At 72.9% G+C, this 18,022-nt stretch carries 15 protein-coding genes; 9 read left to right on the top strand and 6 right to left on the bottom strand.

From position 1 onward, the window contains the following. Positions 1–26: 26 nt before the first annotated feature. Together ACQPZ4_RS23160 and ACQPZ4_RS23155 are read right to left on the bottom strand one after the other, a co-directional pair. Positions 27–497 (bottom strand): hypothetical protein, encoded by a 471-nt coding sequence (locus tag ACQPZ4_RS23160; protein ID WP_433064831.1) that lies wholly within the window; start codon positions 495–497, stop codon positions 27–29. Positions 498–788: 291 nt separating this feature from the next. Continuing rightward, positions 789–2,204, bottom strand: a complete 1,416-nt coding sequence (locus tag ACQPZ4_RS23155) for an alpha/beta hydrolase family protein (RefSeq protein WP_433064828.1) — start codon at positions 2,202–2,204, stop codon at positions 789–791. 41 nt (positions 2,205–2,245) lie between these two features. Between ACQPZ4_RS23155 and ACQPZ4_RS23150 the strand changes: the two genes are divergently transcribed. From ACQPZ4_RS23150 to ACQPZ4_RS23135, 4 genes are all read left to right on the top strand, one after another. Beyond that, positions 2,246–2,677, top strand: a complete 432-nt coding sequence (locus ACQPZ4_RS23150) for a DUF1801 domain-containing protein (protein ID WP_433064826.1) — start codon at positions 2,246–2,248, stop codon at positions 2,675–2,677. A gap of 72 nt (positions 2,678–2,749) precedes the next feature. Beyond that, positions 2,750–3,610, top strand: a complete 861-nt coding sequence (locus ACQPZ4_RS23145; RefSeq protein WP_433064823.1) for an AraC family transcriptional regulator — start codon at positions 2,750–2,752, stop codon at positions 3,608–3,610. A gap of 21 nt (positions 3,611–3,631) precedes the next feature. Continuing rightward, on the top strand, positions 3,632–3,826 hold the full coding sequence (locus ACQPZ4_RS23140) for a hypothetical protein (RefSeq protein WP_433064820.1): 195 nt from the start codon (positions 3,632–3,634) through the stop codon (positions 3,824–3,826). Positions 3,827–3,909: 83 nt separating this feature from the next. Further along, positions 3,910–4,743 carry an ALF repeat-containing protein gene (locus ACQPZ4_RS23135; RefSeq protein ID WP_433064817.1) on the top strand — a complete coding sequence of 278 codons (834 nt, stop codon included), beginning with the start codon at positions 3,910–3,912 and terminating at the stop codon, positions 4,741–4,743. 41 nt (positions 4,744–4,784) lie between these two features. On the opposite strand, the gene ACQPZ4_RS23130 is transcribed toward ACQPZ4_RS23135, so the two are convergent. Further along, entirely contained in the window at positions 4,785–5,198 is a 414-nt protein-coding gene (locus ACQPZ4_RS23130) for a hypothetical protein (protein ID WP_433064814.1), read from the bottom strand. 145 nt (positions 5,199–5,343) lie between these two features. On the opposite strand from ACQPZ4_RS23130, the gene ACQPZ4_RS23125 reads away from it, so the two are divergent. Together ACQPZ4_RS23125 and ACQPZ4_RS23120 are read left to right on the top strand one after the other, a co-directional pair. Continuing rightward, entirely contained in the window at positions 5,344–5,604 is a 261-nt protein-coding gene (locus ACQPZ4_RS23125) for a trypco2 family protein (protein WP_433064811.1), read from the top strand. A gap of 40 nt (positions 5,605–5,644) precedes the next feature. Beyond that, positions 5,645–9,154, top strand: coding sequence for a trypsin-like peptidase domain-containing protein (locus ACQPZ4_RS23120; RefSeq protein WP_433064808.1), 3,510 nt, complete (start codon positions 5,645–5,647; stop codon positions 9,152–9,154). Here ACQPZ4_RS23120 and ACQPZ4_RS23115 read toward each other — a convergent pair. Beyond that, positions 9,136–9,288 carry a hypothetical protein gene (locus ACQPZ4_RS23115; protein ID WP_433064806.1) on the bottom strand — a complete coding sequence of 51 codons (153 nt, stop codon included), beginning with the start codon at positions 9,286–9,288 and terminating at the stop codon, positions 9,136–9,138. The genes ACQPZ4_RS23120 and ACQPZ4_RS23115 overlap by 19 nt on opposite strands. Before the next feature lie 139 nt (positions 9,289–9,427). On the opposite strand from ACQPZ4_RS23115, the gene ACQPZ4_RS23110 reads away from it, so the two are divergent. Beyond that, the gene (locus ACQPZ4_RS23110; protein ID WP_433064803.1) at positions 9,428–9,832 is read left to right on the top strand and encodes an MmcQ/YjbR family DNA-binding protein; all 405 of its coding nucleotides are present in this window, start codon (positions 9,428–9,430) and stop codon (positions 9,830–9,832) included. 3 nt (positions 9,833–9,835) lie between these two features. On the opposite strand, the gene ACQPZ4_RS23105 is transcribed toward ACQPZ4_RS23110, so the two are convergent. After that, positions 9,836–10,438: a TetR family transcriptional regulator gene (locus ACQPZ4_RS23105; protein WP_433064800.1), complete on the bottom strand. Its 603-nt coding sequence runs from the start codon at positions 10,436–10,438 to the stop codon at positions 9,836–9,838. Positions 10,439–10,504: 66 nt separating this feature from the next. On the opposite strand from ACQPZ4_RS23105, the gene ACQPZ4_RS23100 reads away from it, so the two are divergent. Next, positions 10,505–12,862 carry a CocE/NonD family hydrolase gene (locus ACQPZ4_RS23100; RefSeq protein ID WP_433064797.1) on the top strand — a complete coding sequence of 786 codons (2,358 nt, stop codon included), beginning with the start codon at positions 10,505–10,507 and terminating at the stop codon, positions 12,860–12,862. A 225-nt stretch (positions 12,863–13,087) separates the two neighbouring features. On the opposite strand, the gene ACQPZ4_RS23095 is transcribed toward ACQPZ4_RS23100, so the two are convergent. Then, complete coding sequence (locus ACQPZ4_RS23095; RefSeq protein WP_433064794.1) at positions 13,088–16,333, bottom strand: beta strand repeat-containing protein; 3,246 nt, start codon at positions 16,331–16,333, stop codon at positions 13,088–13,090. A gap of 379 nt (positions 16,334–16,712) precedes the next feature. Here ACQPZ4_RS23095 and ACQPZ4_RS23090 point away from each other — a divergent pair, with 379 nt between their 5' ends. Beyond that, entirely contained in the window at positions 16,713–18,005 is a 1,293-nt protein-coding gene (locus ACQPZ4_RS23090; RefSeq protein ID WP_433064791.1) for an aminotransferase class I/II-fold pyridoxal phosphate-dependent enzyme, read from the top strand. Positions 18,006–18,022 lie beyond the last annotated feature (17 nt).

Raw genomic sequence — 18,022 nt, 5'->3', positions numbered from 1 at the left:
CGGCCCGGGGTCCTGCAGGGCAGCGGTCACCGGCCCGGGGATCGCAGGCGTCCCGCGCGTGTCTTCGCAAGGTTGCGGAGCCGCTTCGTGCGGCCGGCCTCCCCCAGCACTGCCAGCACCGCCGCCGAGTCGGCCTCCTCGACCAGTTTGCGCTGGAGCCAGTTGGACGCGGCCGCCAGGGCCTCGCGATCCACCGGCGCGCCGGACTGCAGCGCCTTGAACAGGGACCACTCGTGCACCCGCCGCGCGACGAAACCGTCTGCGCCCACCGCGTCCAGCATCGGCTCCGCCCACGCGCCGAACGATGTCGCCGCGCCCGGCCCTTCGGCCCGGCTGTCCACAAGCAACGTCAGTACCGACTCCGCCATGATCCGGTCGGGCTCGGCGAGCAGAGCTTGGAGCAGCGCCGGGTCGTCGTCGGGCCGGCTGTCCCGTACAGCGGCGCTGAGCTGGTGGAATCGGGCGTGCCCGGCGGCCGGATCGTCGTTGGAGGTCACCCGGCGAGGGTACCGGTGTGCGAACCCGGGCATTTCGGGGCTGCGTGCATTGCGGACGCCCGCTCAGTCCGGCACCCGGCGCGCAAGTCCAGGCCTGACCTGCTCACGGGTCAGGCGCCGCGCGGACATGCCGCGGTCCGTGCGTGGGAGTGCGACGGTGATGAACCCGCCGGCGTTCCGCGTGTAAGTGCGGCGGCTGGCCGAGCTGCGCGGCCTCGACGACCGCGCCCACGCCATCCGGCACGAACGCGCTGGCGAACTCGCACCGGTGCTGCGATGCGCCTGCGGCCGTCAGCGGGCGAGCACCGGCAGTACCACCGCGACCGGCCAGGCAATGGTCAGGGCGCCGGCCGCGATGGTGCGCGACCACGGTCGGCCCGCCGCCGCGCACACCGCGAGGTGCAGGACGACCAGTACCATGATCAGCGGTGAGATGAGCGCCAGGAAGCCCGGTGCGGCGCCGATCAACGACGCCGCCGGCATCGGCAGGCACAGGGCGAGCACCGCGCCGTAGCTCCACGGCGGCGGGAGCAGCGCGTGCGCCCCGGCGAGCAGGGCCGCGACGGCCAGGGCGAGCACGGCGACGACCCACCAGTCCGGCCCGTGCGGGGCGACGTCCGTCAGTCCGATGTGGACGGGCAGCACCACGGCGGCGAGGGTGGCGACCGCGAGGAGTGCGGCGCCGCCGGCGGACCTGAGGGACGGCCGGGCGGGGCGGGGTGGACGGCGGATGAGCAGCGCCGCGACGGCGAGCGCGGACCCGCACCCGGCCAGGTAGCCGGTCAGGTAGCCGGTCACCGTGTTCGGCAACGCGTAGGTCAGCGCCACGCCCGCCAGCCCACCCGGGATCGGGGCCACCAGCACGGCCCCGAGCCGCAGGCCGAGCCGGTCCCGGTCCAGCGGCGCCCGGGCGGCCGCGGTCCGGCGCAGCAGCAGCGCACCGATGACGACCAGCAACCCGCCGAGCAGGCTCAGGGCGCCCGGGATCAGGCGGCCCTTGGCGGCGATGACGGGCCGCTCGGGCGCATGGCCGAGGGCGCGGTCCAGCCACTGCGCGGTCTCGTGGTGGGTACGGTCGGCGAAGAGCACCCCGATGTGCTCGACCAGCGGCACCGGGACCACCCGGTCGGCGTCCATCGCCCGCTCGGACACGCCGATCCCGGCGGGCTCGAACGCACCGTAGAGCCCCAGCAGGTGCCGCGGGCCGGGCCGGATGGCCGCCGACGCGTCGTCGCCGATGGAGATTGCCACGGTCGCCGCGATGGTCTGGTCGGCGGCGCCGGCGCGCACCACGGCGGCCGCGCCCATCGAGTGCCCGACCAGCGCCACGCGGGCCGGGTCGGCGTCCGGGAGCGCGCGCACGAAGCGCACCACCTCAGCCAGTTCGCGGTCGAGGGCCTCCTCGGTGAGACGCTCCGGGTTGGCGCCGTGGCCGGCCAGGTCCGGCAGCGCGACCAGGTAGCCCCGCCTCGCCAGCGTGTCGGCGAACGGCCGCATGAGGCGCCCCGAACCGGCGTACCCGTGCACGACCACCACCACCGGACGCGCGGCGCCGTGCGCGTCATCCACCGGACGAAACAGCTGCAGCGGTACCGTTCCGGCGTGCGCCGACTCGATGCGCAGTCCACGATCCGCCGTCGCGAATCCGAGCACGCCGGCCGCGATGAGCACGAGACCGAGCACCAGTGTCAGGCGGGCCCTCAGCATGCGCTCGTTGTACCACCCCCGTGCGGGTTAGGCTGACCCCCATGGCGAGCGAGCCGAAGACGACCAGGACCGGGGCGAGCGTCGACGAGTTCCTCGCGGGCGTGGCCGATCCGAAGCGCCGGGCCGATGCCGAGGCGGTCTGCGCGCTCATGCGTGAGGTGACGGGGCTGGAGCCGGCGATGTGGGGGCCGAGCATCGTGGGCTTCGGCCAGTACCACTACCGCTACGCCACCGGACGCGAGGCCGACTGGCCGGCGGTGGGCCTGTCGCCGCGCAAGCAGGCGTTGACGCTCTATCTGTCCGACGGGTACGAGCGGTACGCCGAACAACTCGCGCGCCTCGGCCCGCATTCGACGGGGCGGTCCTGCCTCTACATCAAGCGGCTCGCCGACGTGGACCTCGAGGTGCTCCGCGGGCTGATCCGCGACGGGTTCGAGCACATCAACGGGCGTACCGTCACGACCGAGGCCTGATCGAATCGGACCGCCGCGGTCGGGCGCGAGAGCCCACCGCCCGGCGAGGCTTGTCCGTGAAGGGAGGGCCTCATGATCTCGGCACTCAACCGGCTCGTCGACCTGGTCGAAGAGGCGGAGCTGGACGTCACCGCAGTGGCCAAGGCGGCGGGCACGACGGAGTACCACCTGCGCCGGATGTTCTCGTCGCTCGCGGGCATGCCGCTGTCGGAGTACGTGCGCCGGCGGCGCATGACGGTGGCGGCGGCGGACGTCGTGCGGGGCGAGGACGACCTGCTCGGCATCGCGGTCCGCTTCGGGTACGGCTCCACCGAGGCGTTCGGCCGCGCGTTCCGGGCGGTGCACGGCGCCGGGCCGGGTGAGGTGCGCCGCGACGGAGGACCCCTTCGCACACAACCGCAGATCAGGTTCCGCCTGACCGTCGAAGGGAGCATCCCCATGGACACCCGCATCGCCGAACGGCCCGCGTTCCGGCTCGTCGGGCACGCCACCCGCGTGCCGCTGATCCACCACGGTGTCAACCCGCACATCCAGCAGTTCGTCGCCGCGCTGCCGGCCGAGGCGCACGCGCGGCTGAAGGCGCTCAGCAGTACCGAACCGGCGGGGTTGCTGCAGATCAGCGACGACGTCGACCAGGACGCCGCCGAGGGCACCGAGCTCACGTACATGCACGGGGTCGCGGTCGGCGCGGGCACCCCGGCCCCGGACGACCTCGACGCCATCGAGGTGCCGGCCGGCCGGTGGGCGGTCTTCCGCACCGCCGGGCCGTTCCCGCAGACCCTGCAGCAGGCCTGGGCCGCGACCGCCACCGAATGGTTCCCGTCCAACCCGTGGCGGCTGCGCCCGGGCCCGTCGATCGTCGCGATCCTGGAGCGCGCCGCGGACTTCAGCACCGCGACCTGCGAGCTGTGGCTGCCCGTCGAGCCGGCGTGACCGCCGCCGCCCGTTAATCGGATGCGCACACCGGGCCGGGCGCGGATCCTGGCCCGGTGCTGCGCCCGCCGTTCTTCGACGCACTTCAAGATGCTCATCGTGTACTGCTGGCAGGCGCTGGTGGCGTCGATCGGCTTCGGCGTGGACGCGTACCACGGGATCAAGCGTTTCCGCGACGAGATCACCCCGCGCCCCGCCGTGCCATTTCCGCATTGAAATTTATGGTCGTCGGTACCGTCGAAGGGCTTGTATGCTTCGCGGCGGCAATCGCACACGTGAACGAACGGGGAGACGATCACATGCGATGGAAGATCCCGGCCGGCGTCGTTCTGACCCTGGCCCTCCTGGCCCCGGCCGCAGCGGCTCCGTCCGCTGCGAGCGCGGCGACCACCTGCCCGACGGTGTTCGTGTACGCGGACTTCCGCTCACTCGTCACCATCGACCTCGACACCGCCTCCGACACTGAGGTCCGGCTGCTGGCCAACCAGCTGCAGGCGGAAGCCAAGGCCGAGAAGCTGACCACCTCGCCCGGCCGTTTCCAGACGGCCCTCGACGGCACGCCCGAGAACCTCCGCACCTACCTCAAGTCCGGCTGGCAGGGCTCCTGGCGCATCGACCTGCGCGTCGCGGTGAACCAGACCATGGCCGCCGGCGGCCCGAACGTCAAGGCGGCGGCGCAGGTCGTGCTCGACAACGGTACCGTCGAAGCCTTCCTGGCCTTCCAGAACGACGGCCGCTACCTGGCTCGCGCCGCGGACAACGGCAATCTCAAGCTGTTCGCGGACCTCCGCTCGCTCGTCACCATCGACCTCGACACCGCGTCCGACGTCGAGGTGCGGCTGCTGGCCAACCAGCTCCAGGCCGAGGCCAAGGCCGAGAAGCTGACCACCCTGCCCGGCCGCCTGCAGACGGCCCTCGACGGTACCGCTGAAGGCCTGCGCACGTTCCTCAAGTCCGGCTGGCAGGTCCCCTGGCAGATCGACCTGCGGGTGGCCGTGAACCAGGCCATGGCCGCCGGCGGCCCCAACGTCAAGGCGGCCGCCCAGGTCGCCCTCGACGACGGGACCAGGGACGTCTTCCTGGCCTTCCTGAACCACGGCCTGTACGTCGCCCGCGCGCAGGACTGCGCCTAGTTTCCACAACGCCGCCCGCGCCGGTCCTCGGCGCGGGCGGCTCAGTCCGCCGCCCACCCCCGGGCGTCGCACACCCGCGCGCCCAGCGCGTAGAACACTGCCTCGAAGTCCTCCTCGAACGCACGTACGTCACGGTCCGGGTCCATCGACGAGGAGTAGCGGCCGCCCTCCACCGCGCCGACGGTCCCGATGGCGGGCCGGCCGCGCAGGTAGGCCCGATGGTCGGCGACGGTGTAGCCGCCACGGGCCACGATCTTCGGGCAGAGCATCCCGTACGCCCCGTCGACGTCCCCGGCGCGCAGGAACTCCACGTACTTCCGTACGGCCGCGACCCCCTCGGGACGGTACCGGCCGGCGTTGTGGGCCTCGCCGGCCTTGAACGCCCCGAGGCACAGCCCGGCACACGCGGCCGGAACCCGCGCCCGACCCAGAACCGCGAAGCGTCGCCGATGCATGGTCGCGAATCCCAGTGCGAGTCCGATTTCCGCAGTGGCGGCCGTCCCGTCGGCGGTATGGTGTCCGGCAATCGGCCGCTGGAGGGCGACGACAATGGACGATCTTGGTCTGGCGGAAGCGATCTCGGCACTTCGGGATGAGTTGTTGAAGGCTCGGCAGGCCGGCGCCGGCTCCGGCGTGCAGCTGCCGGTGGAATCGATGACGGTGCAGCTGACGGTTCGCGCGACGCGGTCGGTGGACGGCAAGGCCGGGTTCAAGGTGCCGCTCGTGGAGGTCGAGCTGGGCGGCGGGGCGAGCCGGGAGCGCGGGACCGACCAGTCGGTGACGGTGGTGTTCGGCGGGCCTGTGGACCGGGACGGCAATCCCGTGCGGGTCGCGTCGGCCGGCGATGTGGTGAAGGGCTGAGCCGTTGCCCGGGCTGCCGTTGGCGTCTCGGGTCGTCGAGGTGGTCGCGGACCGCGGTGCGGGTGCGTCGCCTCGGTACCGCTACGGGTCCGGCTGCGCGGTCGCCGGTCGCGTGGTGCTGACCGCCGCGCACACGGTGGTCGGTGCCGTCACGGTGCTGGTCCGGGACGTCGACAAGGTCGGGTACCCGGCGGTGGTGGTGGTCGCCGAGGCGGGCGAGCAGCGGCCGGACCTGGCATTGCTGGAGGTCGGGGGCGGCTGGGCCGGGGTGCCGCCGATCGGGCTGGCGGCGGTGGACCGGGACAGCACGACCGGGGCGCCCGTGGAGCGGTGCAGCGCGGTCGGGTACCCGCTGTTCATGGAACGCCCGGCGCCCGGCAACCACGTCGTCCGCGACACGGCGGCGGCGTACGGGCACGTGCCGGTGCTGTCGGGGCTGGCGTCCGGGCTGTTGTCGGTGCAGGTGTCCAGTGCTCCGCGCGACCTGCCGGACGGCAGCCTCGACGGGTCGCCGTGGGCCGGGATGTCCGGGGCGCCGGTGTTCGCCGACGGACTGTTGCTGGGCGTGGTGACCGAGCATGCGCCGCGGGCGGGGCCGTCGACGATCACGGTGACGCCGCTGACGGCGATCGAGGCCGATCCGCGCCGCGCGGGCTGGGGCGCCGGGGTCGCCGAGCCGGCGGCCTGGTGGCGCCGGCTGGGGGTGTCCGGACCGGGCGACCTGACGATCCTGCCGGCCGTGCCGCGCGTGGAGGTGCCGCGCTACCTGGCGACCGTCCGGGAGATCCGGGCCCGGACGCCGCTGCTCGTCGGGCGCGAGGAGAAGCTGGAGCAGCTGCGGTCGTTCGCCACCGGCGATGCGGCCTACCGGTGGCTGGTCGCCGGGCCGTTCGCCGGCAAGACGGCGCTGCTGGCCGAGCTGGTGGTGTCGGCGATGCCGCCCGAGACGGACGTGATCAGCTACTTCCTGTCGCGCCGCGAGGCGAACGCGAGCGCCCGGCTGTTCCTGACGGAGGTGGTACCGCAGCTGGCGTACCTGCTGGGGGAACCGTCACCGACGCCCGACCCGGTCGCGTTCCGGCACCTGTGGCAGAAAGCGGCCCGCCGCGCGGAGCATCTGGGCCGCCATCTGCTGCTCGTGGTCGATGGACTGGACGAGGAGGTCCCTGAGTCCGGTGTTGCCGAGCTACTGCCGACCGTTGACCAGCGCAATGTTCACGTGTTGGTCAGCAGCCGCCCGGATCTGGGGCCGCCGGCGGGCCACCCGTTGCAGGGCGAGCGGGAGGACCTGGTCGCGTACGACGATGCGGACAAGATCGCGGCGGCCGCCCTCCGCGAGATCGACCAGCTCGCCCGCGACGACGACGTCGGCGTGGCCGTGCTCGGCCTGCTGACGGCGGCGGCGGCCGGTCTGTCCGAACAGGACCTGGCCGAGCTGGTCGGAGCCGACACGCCCAAGCAACGTCGCGACATCCGCATGCTGCTGCAGAAGAAGGCGGCGCGCAGCCTGCAGGCGATCGGTCCGAAGCAGGGCCGGCGGTACCAGTTCGCGCACGAGACGCTGCTCCGGCACGCCGAGGACGACGGGGACCTGGCCGACCACGCGTACCGGGAGCGCATCCATCAATGGGCCGGGCGGTACCAGGCGGCCGGATGGCCATCGAGCACACCGAGGTACCTGGTCGACGAGTACCCATCCACGCTGACCGGGGAACCGGACCGGCTCGCCGGACTTGTCGGCGATCCGGCCTGGGTGGACACGGCGATCAGGACCGTCGGCGTCGACCAGGTGCTGGCCGGCCTGGGGCTGGCGCGAGCGCTCGCACCCGCCCGGGCCGAACCGGCGGCGTTGCTGGACGTCGTCGTCGGGCAGGCGCACAACCTGCGGCCGCCCGCACCGGTCCACCAGCCGGGGTACGTCACCGCGCAGCTCTGCCAGCACGCCGCGGAGCTCGGCGAGGTGCACACGTGGCGGGTCCTGCAGGCGCGGCTCCTGGCCGAACCGGGGGCCGCCGTCGTTCCACTGTGGACGACGAGCGCGACCGGGCGGGCCTTCGCGGGGCAGCTCGGGGACGAGGTCGGCGCCATCCGCACGATGGCGGTGCTGCCCGACGGCCGGCTGGTCAGCGGCGGCGAGCTCGGCTGGCTGCGGGTCTGGGACCTGGCCCGGCCGGGAGCCCAGCCGGTCACCGTCGGCCGCCACGGCGGGTCGATCGAGGCGGTCGCGGTGCTGCCGGACGGCCGGGTGGTCAGCGGCGGCGGCGACGGCCGGGTGCTGGTGTGGGACCCGGCCGAGCCGCACGCCCCGCCGGTGCGGCTGGGTGAGCACGCCGGCGTGGTGACCGCGCTCGCGGTCCTGCCCGACGGGCGGGTGGCCAGCAGTGGCGGTGACGGACGGGCGCTGATCCGGGATCCGCGCCGGCCGGCCGCGCCGCCGGTCGAGTCGGACGGGCCCGTTCCACCGCCGCGCGCGGTCGCGGTCCTGCCGGACGGCCGCGTCGCGAGCGGTGACGGTGACGGCCGGGTGCTCCTGCGCGACCCGAGTACGCCGGCGGCGCCGCCCGTCGAGCTGGGCAAGCACGCCTTCCCGGTGCGAGCGCTGGTGCTCCTGCCGGACGGGCGGCTGGCGAGCGGGGGCGATGACGGCCGGATCCTCGTGTGGGACGCCGCCCGGCCCGCCCCCCTCGGCGAACACCTCGGCGCCGTGCAGGCCGTGGCGGTCCTGCCCGACGGCCGCGTGGCCAGCGGCGGCGCGGACGGAAGGGTGCTCATCTGGGACGACGCGCGGCCCGTCATGGTCGGCGAGCACCGTGGCGCGGTCCGGGCCGTGGCGGTCCTGCCCGACGGCCGCGTGGCCAGCGGCGGCGAAGACGGGCGCATCGTCATCGGGGACGAGGCAATCGGCGAGCCCCGCGCCGCCGTCCGGGCCATGGCCGTCCTGCCCGACGGCCGGCTGGTCAGCGGCGGGGAAGACGGCCGAATCCTCATCGGGGACACCGCACTCGGCGAGCACGGCGGCGCCGTCCGGGCCATGGCCGTGCTGCCCGACGGCCGGCTGGTCAGCGGCGGCGAGGACGGCCGGGTCCTCGTGTGGGATCCGGCCCGGCCGGGCACCGCTGCCGTCGAGGTCGGTGCGCACAAGGGCAGGCTGCGGGCCGTGGCGGCGTTGCCGGACGGGCGGGTGGCCAGCGGCGGAAGCGGCCGGCGGGTGGCCGTCTGGGACCCGGCCCGGCCGGGCGGCGCACCCGTCATCCTGGGCCGCCATCCCCACTGGATCCACATGCTGGCGGCCCTGCCCGACGGCCGGCTGATCAGTGGCGACAACCACGGCCACCTCTGCGTGTGGGACCCCGGCCGCGCCGGCGACCCGCCGGTCGAGCTGCGCTTCCCGTTCACCGCGCTGGCCACGGGCCGGCTCCCCGACGGGCGGGGCCTCCTGGTCGCGGGCGAGCACAACGGCGGCATCAGCGCCTGGGCCATGCTGCCGAACGCCGCCCGCACCGAGACCGGCACGGGCGGCGTCACTCCAGGTCAGTCGAGCAGGGTGTAGACGTTCCGGCCCGATCCGATCGGCACCGCGGTATCCCACGACGTGCCCTGGATCGCCGTCACCCCGGCCTTGTGCGGAAAGGCCATCAAAGCGCCCGCGGTGGTACGACCCAGCAACTCCGGCAACCCGTCCACGCCGAGCAGCCGTCGGGCGGGCCGTCGACGGTCGCGAACAGGTTGCCGAACGAGGCGGCCAGCAATACGGCCGCACCTACGAGACTTGTCACGTATCCGCGCACGAGCCGCTCCCGGCTGCCGCCGGTATGGTCAGGAGGTGTCCGATCCTGGTGACGTGCCGCCCGACGTGCTCGAAAGGCTGCGCGCGATCTGCCGGCGGCTGCCCGAAGTGTACGAGGAATCGGCCTGGATCGGTGTCCGCTGGCGCATCCGGGCCCGGACGGTCGCGCACGTCTACACGCCGGACCCGGAGCGCTTCGAGGTGTACGCCCAGTACGTCGTCGACGGCGAGCCGCCGACGGTCATCACGTTCCGGGTGCCGCTCGAGGATCTGCACGGGCTGACCGTGCGCGGCTTCCCGTTCTTCCGCGCCCCGTGGGGGGACAACGTCGCCGCCGCCATCCTGGGCGAGGACACCGACTGGGCCGAGATCGGCGAGCTACTCACCGACAGCTACCGCGAGATGGCCCCGAAGTACCTCGCCGCGCGGCTCGACGGCTGAGCCTCAGGACCCGACCAGGACCTGCTGGATCGCGGGCCCCACGGTGGCCACGATCTGCTCGGTGTCGGCGTCGACAAGGGCCGGCACGCCGATGATGCGGCGGCTCGTCACGATGCCGACCAGCATGGCCGCGGCCAGGCCGACACGCAGCATCGCGTCCTGTTCCCCGGCCCGGCCCGCCGTACCGTGCAGCAGCCGCGACTGGATGAACTCGCGCAGCTGCGCCGCGGCGTCCTCGTTGACGATCGCCCCGCGCAGCATCGCCATCAGCGGGTCCGACTCCTCCGCCGGGCCCTCCCACGCGGCCAGGAAGGCGCGGACCACCCGCTCCCCCAGGTGCTCGTCGGGGCCCTCGAACGCGGTGTCGAACCGGCGGATCGCGGAGGACGGAATCGCCCGTACCGCGGCGAAGAGGTCGTCCTTCGAACCGAAGAACTGCATCACCTGGGAGGCGTCGACCCCGGCGTCGGCGGCGATGCGGCGGATCGTGGTCGCGCCGAAACCGTCGGTGGCGAAGCGGACCCGCGCCGCGTCCAGCACGGCCTGCCGCGTGGTCTCGGGGCCCGAGCGGCGGCCGCGCCGGGCGGCCTTGGGCGGTTCGGTCACGGCCCGACGATAACGCACCGAAATTTTTCTCAACACACGTTGAGAAAAAGGTGTACGGTCGGGGCCATGCGCATCTCCACCCCGTCCCAGCCGCTGCCGCCCGCCCGCACCGGGGTGCTGACCGGGTTCGACCCCGGCACCCGGACGCTGCCCGCCGGCTTCCAGATCGCCCCGCCGTTCCGGGCGCTGCCGGTCGACATCGTCCTGGAAAAGGACGTCGCGGTCCGATTGCGTGACGGCGTCACGATCCACGTGGACGTGTTCCGCCCGGCCGGCAGCGAACCGGTGCCGGTGATCGTGGCCTGGAGCCCGTACGGCAAGGGGCAGGGCACCTCCGCCAGCGTCATGGGCGTCTTCGGCATGGTCGGCCTGTCCAACCAGGTCGTGTCCGGGCTGGCGAAGTTCGAGGGGCCCGACCCGGCGTACTGGTGCGCGCAGGGCTACGCGATCTGCAACCCCGACGTGCGCGGGGTCGTCGACTCCGAGGGCGACAGCGTGCTGTGGGACCGCCAGGAGGGCCGCGACTGCCACGACCTCATCGAATGGCTGGCCGGGCAGCCGTGGTGCACCGGCAAGGTCGGGATGAGCGGCACCTCGTACCTCGCGGCCGCGCAGTGGTTCACCGCCGCCGAGCAGCCGCCGCACCTGGCCGCGATCAACCCGTGGGAGGGCGTCAGCGACGTCTACCGCGACCTGGTCCGCCGCGGCGGGATGCCCGACACCGGGTTTGCGGGACTTCTCCAGCACGGCAGCTTCTTCGGCCGCAACGGCAAGGAGGACATCCTCGCCGAGGCCGAGCAGCACCCGCTCATGGACGAGCTGTGGGCGGAGAAGATCCCGGCGTTCGACCGGATCACCGTGCCCGCCTACATCGTCGCGAGCTACTCCAACACGCTGCACACGGCCGGAACGTTCCGCGGCTGGCGGCGCATCGCCTCGGCCGAGAAGTGGCTGCGCGTGCACAACACCCAGGAGTGGCCCGACTACTACGACCCGGCGAACGTCGAGGACCTCCGCCGCTTCTTCGACCACTTCCTCAAGGGCGCCGACAACGGCTGGCAGCAGACCCCGCGCGTGCGCTACTCGGTCCTCGACCTGCGGGGCGGGGACGAAACCAACGTCGCCGCGAGCACCTTCCCACCCGAGAATTTCCTGCCGCAACGGTACTTCCTGTGCTCCCGCACCCGCACGCTCACCCCGACGGCGCCTTCGGAAGCGGCCGAAGCGGAGTATTCGGTGGACGGTAACCCGAGCGCCGTCTCCTTCATCGTGCGCTTCGACACCGAGACCGTCCTCGTCGGCTACCCCAAGGCGCACCTGTTCGTCGAGGCCCGCGACGCCGACGACATGGACCTGTTCGTGCTGGTGCAGAAGCTCGACGCGCACGGCACGCCGCTGTCCGCGTTCACCGTCCCCAACCGCGGCGCGATGGCCCACGACGTGACGGATCACGGGGCGAGCATCCTGCGGTACAAGGGATCCGACGGGCGGCTGCGCGTCTCGGCCCGGCACCTCGACCCGGACCTGTCCACAGAGGACGTGCCGGCGCACACGTTCGACCGCGTCGAGAAGCTGTCGCCGGGGCAGATCGTCGAGGTCGAGATCGACCTGCTGCCGGTCGGGCTGCGGTTCGCGGCGGGCGAGCAGCTGCGGTTCGTCGTGAGCTCCAGCAACCTGCTCGGGCCGATGATGCCGGGGGTCGCCCCGTATCGCGGTGCGAACAGCGGGCGGCACGTCATCCACACCGGCGGGTCGACGCCCTCGTACCTGCAGCTGCCGGTGCGGACGCCGGTGCGAGCGGAGCGGTGGGTCCGGCTGGATGGCGAGGGCACCGACGGTACCATCGACGGCTTTGAGCTTTTCTCAGCTCGGCGGGCCTTGGCGCTGTTGAAGGGCAAGCTCGGCCGGGAGCGGATCCTTGCGCTGCTGGCCGAGGAGATCGAGGCCGGCGACACCTACTTGCGTGACGCGGTCACGCAATCCGCGGGCGCCGAACTGACCGGGACGACGGTGCTGCGGGCGAACGGCATCACGGCGGCCGCGTTCGGCGGGTGGCTCGCGCGGGCGTTCGGGCGGGAGGACGTGCTGCTCGCCGGGCACCCGGAGCACTACTCGATCCACCAGGCGCCCGGCCGCGACGTCAACATCGTCGAGACCCTCGGCGAGTACGTGTGCTCGTTCTACATGCGACCGTGGGCTTCGGCCTCGGCTTCGAACGTGCGCAGTTCGCACATCGTCCTGGCCGACGGTACGGTCGTGGGCTCCGTCTCCACCGCCTTCTCCGACGCCGCCGACGGGCTCGTCGCGGAGCTCTCGGTCACGCTGCCGTCGACGTGCTCCTCGCTGGTCTCGCAGCACCTCGAGCACTTCGCGGTGGAGTTCCGCACGTGGATTCTCCGTGCCGGCGCGGAGCTTGAGGGCTAGGCGCGTTCCGCGCTTGAACGCTTCGCTTGCACGCGCGGCGCCGGCTGCAGGCGGCGCCGCGCGTTGTTGCGCTTTGCGTGAACGCGCGGCGCCCGCGTCCGGTGGCGCCACGCGTGTTCGCGCTGTGCGTTTCCGCGCGGCGCCCGCGTCCGGCGGCACCGCGCGTGCTTGCGCTGTGCGTGAACGCGCGGCGCCCGCGTCAGGGGCGCCGCGCGTGTTTGCGTCTTATGCGCGGCGACGGCGGCGGGTGGTGGCGGCGATCAGGGCGGCGCCGCTCGTCGTCAGGCCCAGGCCGGTCGCCAGCATCATCGCGAACGCCGGGCCGGTGACCGGCAGGCTGCTGTCACCGCCCACGGACGGGGCGACGGTGATGGCGAGCGACATCGCGCGGACGGTGCCGTCGGGTGCCACGCCCTGCGCGACCGCGGTGTGGTCGCCGGTGTCCAGGCCCGGCGGGATGGTGACGAGCTTGCTGAAGCTGCCGGTCGCGTCGGTCACCGCGGTGCCGAGCACGGTCGGCGTCGAGTAGATCGTGATGATCGCGGTGGAGTAGGGCGCGAAGCCGGTACCGATGAAGGTGATCTCCTGGCCGGGGCTGGCGCTGCTGATGGCGCCCTGGTCGGTCGTCAGCTGCAGGTTGGTCTGCGGCGGCGCGGCCGGCGGCTCCGGCGCGGTCGGGGTCGCCTCGGCCGAGGGCGCGCTCGGGGCCGAGTCACCGGCGGCGGACTTGGCTACCACGGTCACCGTGTACGTCGTGCCGGCCGTCGCACCCAGGACGCACGTGAGCGCGCCGTCGGTGGTGCAGGTGGCGGGGCCGGGGACGGCGGTGGCGACGTACCCGGTCACTGGCGAGCCGTTGGCCGTCGCCGCGGGCCAGCTGACCGTGATAGACGACGTGCCGGCGACGACGCTCACCGAGGCGGGCGCGGTCGGCGGGGCGGCCACGGTCAGCGTCGCCGCGGCGCTGTTGACGGCCGTGACGGTGTTGGTGAACACGGCCCGGTACTGCTTCGCGTCGTCGCCGGCCGTCACCGTGAACGCGTAGGTGAGGCTCGTCGCGCCGCTGATGGCCGTCCACGCGCCGTTGCCGGTCTTCGACTCCCACTGCACGGTCGGTGCCGGGTTGCCGCTCGCCGCCGCCGTGAAGCTCGCCTGCTGGCCCACGTTCTTCGACTGCGGCTGCGGGTCGGTCGTCACGGCCGGTCCGAAGTGGACGGTCAGGGTGACCGCGCTGGTCGTCGCCGCGGTGCCGATGCCGTTGTCGAACGTCGCCCGGTACTGCTTGCCGTCGTCCCCGGCCGCCGCCGTGAACGTGTAGGTCGCGTTCGTCGCGCCGTTGATGTTCGTCCAGCTTCCCGTGCCCACCTTCGACTGCCACTGCACCGTGGGCGTCGGGGTCCCGCTCGCCGCCGCGGTGAACGTCACCGGGTCGCCGGCGTTCGCCGTCTGCGCCTGCGGCTGGGTCGACACCACCGGCGCGTCGGTGATCGTCAGCGTGGCCGCGGCGCTCTGGATGGTGCCGACGGTGTTGGTGAACACGGCCCTGAATTGCGTGCCGTCGTCACCCGCGGCCGGCGTCGCCAACGTGTAGCTGAGGCCGGTCTCGCCGTTGATGTCGGCCCAGTTGCCGCCGGTCGTCTTGGACTGCCACTGTACGGTCGGCGCCGGGTTGCCGGTCGCGGCCGCCGTGAAGGTCGCGGACTGACCGGCGTTCTTCGTCTGCGACTGCGGGGCGGTCGTGACGGTCGGTGCGAAGTGGACGGTCAGGGTGACCGCGTTGCTCGTCGCCGCGGTGCCGATGCCGTTGGAGTACACGGCCCGGTACTGCTTCGCGTCGTCCGCGGCGGCCGTGGTGAACGTGTAGCTGTCGCTCGTCGCGCCGGCGATGTCGGTCCACGCGCCGGTGCCCGCCTTCGACTGCCACTTCACCGTCGGCGCCGGCGTTCCGCTCGCCGCGGCGGTGAACGTCACCGACTGGCCGGCGTTCTTGGTCTGCGCCTGCGGCTGCAGCACCACCGCCGGGGCCGCGGTCACGGTCAGGGTCGCCGCGTTGCTCTGCACGCTGCCGGCGGCGTTGGTGAACTCGGCGCGGTACTGCATGCCGTCGTCGCTCGCGGAAACCGTGAAGGAAAGTGTCGTGCTCGTTTCCGCGGGCATGACGGTCCACGCGTTGTTGCCCTGCTTCGAGAACCACTCCACGGTCGGTGCCGGGTTGCCGCTCGCCGCCGCCGTGAACGTCACGGTGTCGCCGTCGTTCTTCGTCTGTGACTGCGGGTCCGTCGTGACGCTCGGCAGCGTCTGCACGGTCAGGGTCGCCGCGTTGCTCGTCGCGCTGCTGACGGAGTTGCTGAACACGGCACGGTACTGCGTGCCGTCGTCGCCCAGCGCCGCGGTGGACATGTAGGTCGTGCTGGTCGCGCCGCCGATGTTGGTCCAGCTGCCGGCGGGCGTCTTCGACTGCCACTGCACCGTCGGCGTCGGGGTCCCGCTCGCCGCCGCCGTGAAGCTCACCGGCTGGCCGTCGGTCTTCGTCTGCGACTGCGGCTGCGTGGTCACCGCGGGCGCCGTGTTCGAGGCGACGTACGTGAACTGGACCGTCGTGTTCGACCCGCCGCCGGACGACGTCACGACCACCGGCACCGCCCCGGCCGCGTGCGCCGGCGCGGTGGCCGTGATCTGCGTGTCACTGTCGACCGTGTACCCCGTCGCGTTGGTGCCGCCGAAGGTCACACCCGACGGGCCCGACACGCCGGTGAAGCCGCTGCCCGTGATGATCACGGTCGCGCCGCCGGCGTCCGTGCCGCTGGTGGGCGCCAGGCTGGTCACGGTCGGCGCCGCGACGTACGTGTACTGACTGGCCGGCGAGGTCGCCGACTCCAGCTTCTCGAAGCTGGCACCCATGTTGACGTCGCTGATCGACACGACCACATCGACGTTGCCCGCGGCGCCGGCCGGTGCCGTGACGGTGATCTGGGTGCTGCTGTCGACGCTGATGTTCGAACCCGAGACGGCGCCGAAGGTGACGTCGTCGACCAGCGTGAAGCCGGTGCCGGTGATCGTGACGCTGGTACCGCCCAGCTCCGACCCGCTGGAGGGACTGACCGCACTCACGACCGGTGCGGCCAGCCAGTGCACGGTCGACGCCGCGCTGCCGACCGTCGTGTTGCTGCCGTCGGCCACCGTGTAGACCTCGTCGGTACCGGCCGGCTGAGCGCCGGTCGGCGTCACGACAATCTCGCCCGACTGGATGGCCCAGGTGTTGCCCGCGATCGCGACGCCGTTCGAGCGCACTTCGGTGACGCTCGCGAGATTCGACCCGCGCAGAATGAACTCCGGCCCTGGGTTGGACGTCGCAATCTTGCTCGAGTAGATCGAGTCGATGGTCGGCCCGCCGCTCTCCAGGATGCCCGGCCCGGCCGCAACCGCGATGGCCGGCGCGCCGATCAGGCCGAACAGCAGCCCCAGGACCATCGCCAGCCCCACACCGCCGCGCCACGGCTCCCGCCGCCGGTGCCGACCGCGAAACCTGAATGCACCAACCACGTCAACCCCCGCAGACGCTCACAATGTGTTCACGAACATAAGCGCACAGCTACCAACCTGTGGGTGAAACGCGGAGATTGGCAGCAACCGACCCACTTCGCGAACAGCCCAGACGCCGACAGGCCGGCCGAGCAGTCCGCCGCCGCGAGCACCCGGGCACCCGGGCGTGCGCCACAAACCGGCCCAGGGCCGCACCACACCGATTCTGAGCATTCGGCCGGTGTTCCGGCTCACGTCACAAAGCCTCACAAGCCTCGGTCGTGTACCGATTGACGGCGGCAAGACATCCACGAAAGGGGCCGCACCAGTGGCGAAGGCCGACGATCTGCTGCAGACGCTCGACGAGCTCATCTCCGACGGCGTACGCCGGGGGCTCGTGCACAACACCGCCGAGGACGACCGCCTCGACGGGCGCACGATCACCGTGGGCGGCCGGCCGATGGTGAACTTCGGGTCGTGCAGCTACCTCGGCCTGGAGACCCACCCGGCGCTGCGGGCCGGCGTGATCGACGCCGTCGAGCGGTTCGGCACGCAGTTCTCCTCGTCCCGCGCGTACCTGTCCGCGCCCGCCTACCCGCTCGTCGAGGACGCGCTCACCGACCTGTTCGAGCGTCCCACGATTCTCGCGCCCAGCACCAGCATGGGCCACCTCGCCGCCATGCCGGTCGCCATCGGCGCCGACGACGTGCTGCTGCTCGACGTCCAGGTGCACCACAGCGTGCAGACCGCCGCCAAGCTCGTGCAGGCCCAGGGCACCCGGGTCGACCTGCTCCCGCACAGCGACCTGCGCACCCTGCGCCGCCGCCTCGAGGAGCTGGGCCGCTCACACCGCCGCATCTGGTACGCCCTCGACGGCCTCTACAGCATGTACGCCGACTTCGCCCCGTTCGAGGCACTCAACGAGCTCATGGCCGAGTACGAGCAACTGTGGCTGTACGTCGACGACGCCCACTCGTTCTCCTGGACCGGCCACCACGGCCGCGGCCGCGCGCTGGAGGAGCTCAGCCCCCTGGCCAAGTCGCGCAGCATCGTGGCCGGCTCCCTCAACAAGTCCTTCGCCGCCGCCGGTGGCGCCCTGACCTTCCCCGACCCCGAGACCCGCCGCCTGGTCTTCGCCGTCGGCGGCCCGCTCATCTTCTCCGGCCCCGTCCAGCCCCCCATGCTCGGCGCGGTGCTCGCCTCCGTCCACCTGCACCGCACCCCCGAGATCGCCACGCTGCAAAGCCGTCTCTCGTACCTCATCCGCCTCTTCAACCACCGCGCCGCCGAACGAGGCCTCCCGGTCGTCAGCCGCAGCGAGGCCCCGATCAGGTGCGTGGGCGCCGGGAGCCCGCAGGTCGCGTACAACCTCACCGCCCAGCTCCGCGAGGCCGGCTACTTCACCGACGTCGCCACGGCCCCGGCCGTCCCGCCGAAGCGCTCGGGCGCCCGCATCGCCCTGACCGCCCACCACACCGACGCCGACATCACCGGCATCGTCGACACCCTCGCCGAGGCCCTGCCCCGAGCCCTGGCCGAGGAGGGCGAGAACGTCACGACGCTGCGCCGCGCCTTCCACCGCCAGCTCAGCGACGCCCCCGTGCTGCAGCGCGCCGCATAGGGGCAAACTGCCGGTAC

It is taken from the genome of Dactylosporangium sp. CS-033363 (assembly GCF_050942475.1).
Lineage (GTDB): Bacteria > Actinomycetota > Actinomycetes > Mycobacteriales > Micromonosporaceae > Dactylosporangium.
This window is presented reverse-complemented; position numbering and strand designations above follow the sequence as displayed.